Origin of the sequence: Sphaerochaeta sp. UBA5836 (assembly GCF_002432845.1) — a bacterium.
Taxonomy (GTDB): Bacteria; Spirochaetota; Spirochaetia; order Sphaerochaetales; family Sphaerochaetaceae; genus Sphaerochaeta.
The window spans coordinates 9,214-11,069 of the sequence record NZ_DJGW01000104.1 but is presented as its reverse complement, the minus strand read 5'-3'; the positions used below and the strand labels follow the sequence as shown (position 1 = coordinate 11,069).

At 56.1% G+C, this 1,856-nt stretch carries 2 protein-coding genes; one reads left to right on the top strand and one right to left on the bottom strand.

The genetic code is table 11. The features are described 5' to 3' along the window. On the bottom strand, nucleotides 1-786 hold a 786-nt coding region (locus tag B3F49_RS09915; RefSeq protein ID WP_293910744.1), incomplete at its 3' end, for an aldo/keto reductase. Between the two features lie 63 nt (nucleotides 787-849). Here B3F49_RS09915 and B3F49_RS09910 point away from each other — a divergent pair. Further along, nucleotides 850-1,856, top strand: a 1,007-nt coding sequence (locus tag B3F49_RS09910) for a M20/M25/M40 family metallo-hydrolase (protein WP_293910742.1), incomplete at its 3' end; no start/stop codon positions are given.

The window sequence follows — 1,856 nt, the reverse complement described above, 5'->3', positions numbered from 1 at the left end:
CTCCACCCGCTCTTTGGTGATCGTTTCCGGCTTGAGGAAATGACTCTTGCTTGCACGGGAATCAGGGGGGATGGTCCCCTCGAGGTAGCGGTCTGAAAGCAAGCCCTGGGCGAGGGGCGAGAAGCAGATGGCCCCCGCCTCGCCTTTCATCCCATCAAGAAGGTGGTCATCCTCGACCCAGCGGTCCAGCAGGGAGTAACGGACCTGGTTCAACACGCAAGGACAGCCAAGCTCTTTCAAAAGGGCAATGGCCTTCACGGCCTCCGCTCTATGGTAGTTGGAGATTCCTACATACAACGCCTTTCCCTGCCTTACCAGCTGGGCAAGGGCTCCCATCGTCTCCTCAAGCGGGGTATTGGGATCGGGACGATGGTGATAGAAAATATCCACATACTCAAGGCCCATGCGCTTCAGGCTTGCATCACAGCTGGCGATCAGATACTTGCGGCTTCCCCAATCCCCGTAGGGACCGGGCCACATGTAATAGCCTGCCTTGGTGGAAATAAGCATCTCATCGCGATAGGCGCCGAACTGCTCCGAGAGCATTCTCCCAAACCTGGCTTCGGCACTGCCGGCCGGAGGCCCATAGTTGTTGGCAAGGTCGAAATGGGTTATCCCATGATCGAATGCGGTGGCGATCATCTGACGGCATACTGCATCGTCAACGCCGTCACCAAAGTTGTGCCAAAGGCCCAACGAGAGAACAGGAAGTTTCAAACCACTGTGTCCTGCATAGCGGTACTGCATACCATCATAACGTGTCTGTGCTGCTGTATAGGTGTTCATAGCTACACTATACAACACACAAAGGTGTGGTCAAAGCAATTTTTCCTGTGCTATAGTCGGAACATGCAAACTCTTATGGACACATTCCTTGATTTGGTTGCCTTCGATTCACCCTCCTTCGAGGAGCAGAAGATTTCCTTGTTGCTCGAGCATGCACTGCTTGGGGCAGGACTGAGCACCGACTATGACGAAGCGGGAAATCTCTACGGCTATCTAATGGGAGAGGGCCCTACCATCCTGCTCAACGCCCATATGGATACGGTCGAGCTGGCACGAGGGGCGAAGGCGGTCATCGAGAACGGAGTCATCAAAACCGATGGGACGACAGCACTCGGGGCGGATGACAAGGCAGCCGTCGCGGCCATCCTTACCGCCTTGCGGACGATCAAGGAGAAGCAGCTTGCTCATCCGAACCTCGTCATTCTCTTCACCACCGCCGAGGAACAGGGCCTGCTCGGAGCCAAGCGGCTTGAGATCGACAAGCTCTCAGCCGTACAGTACGGCTTCACCTTTGATGCTTCACAGTGTGTGGGTCTGGCCGTCACGGCCGCTCCCTCCTACGACAAAATCGAGGCCGTTTTCCATGGAAAGGGAGCCCATGCCGGCTTCAAACCCGAAAGCGGCATCAGCGCCATCCAGATGGCCAGTGATGCAATAAGTGCCATGCCGCTGCTACGCATCGACAGCGAGACCACCGCCAACGTCGGCTCCTTCATAGCCCCCGGGGCAAAGAATATTGTCTGTGACAAGGCCCAGCTCGTCTTCGAGGCCCGCAGTTTGGACAATGCCAAGCTTAAGAAGCAGACCGACACCATGAAACAAGCTCTCCAGGATGCAGCCCAAAGGCATGGAGGGAGGGTTGAAATACAGCACGAACACCTCTATGAGGTCTATCACCATCACCACGACAGCCCTGTTCTGGCAACCTTCCGGCAAGCATGCACCAAGCTCGGCTTCCCCTACCGTGAAGAGCCCACGTTGGGCGGAAGCGATGCAAACATCCTCAATGAGCTTGGCATTCCCACCTTGGTGTGCAGCGTCGGCTACGAGGAGGCGCATACGACAAGCGA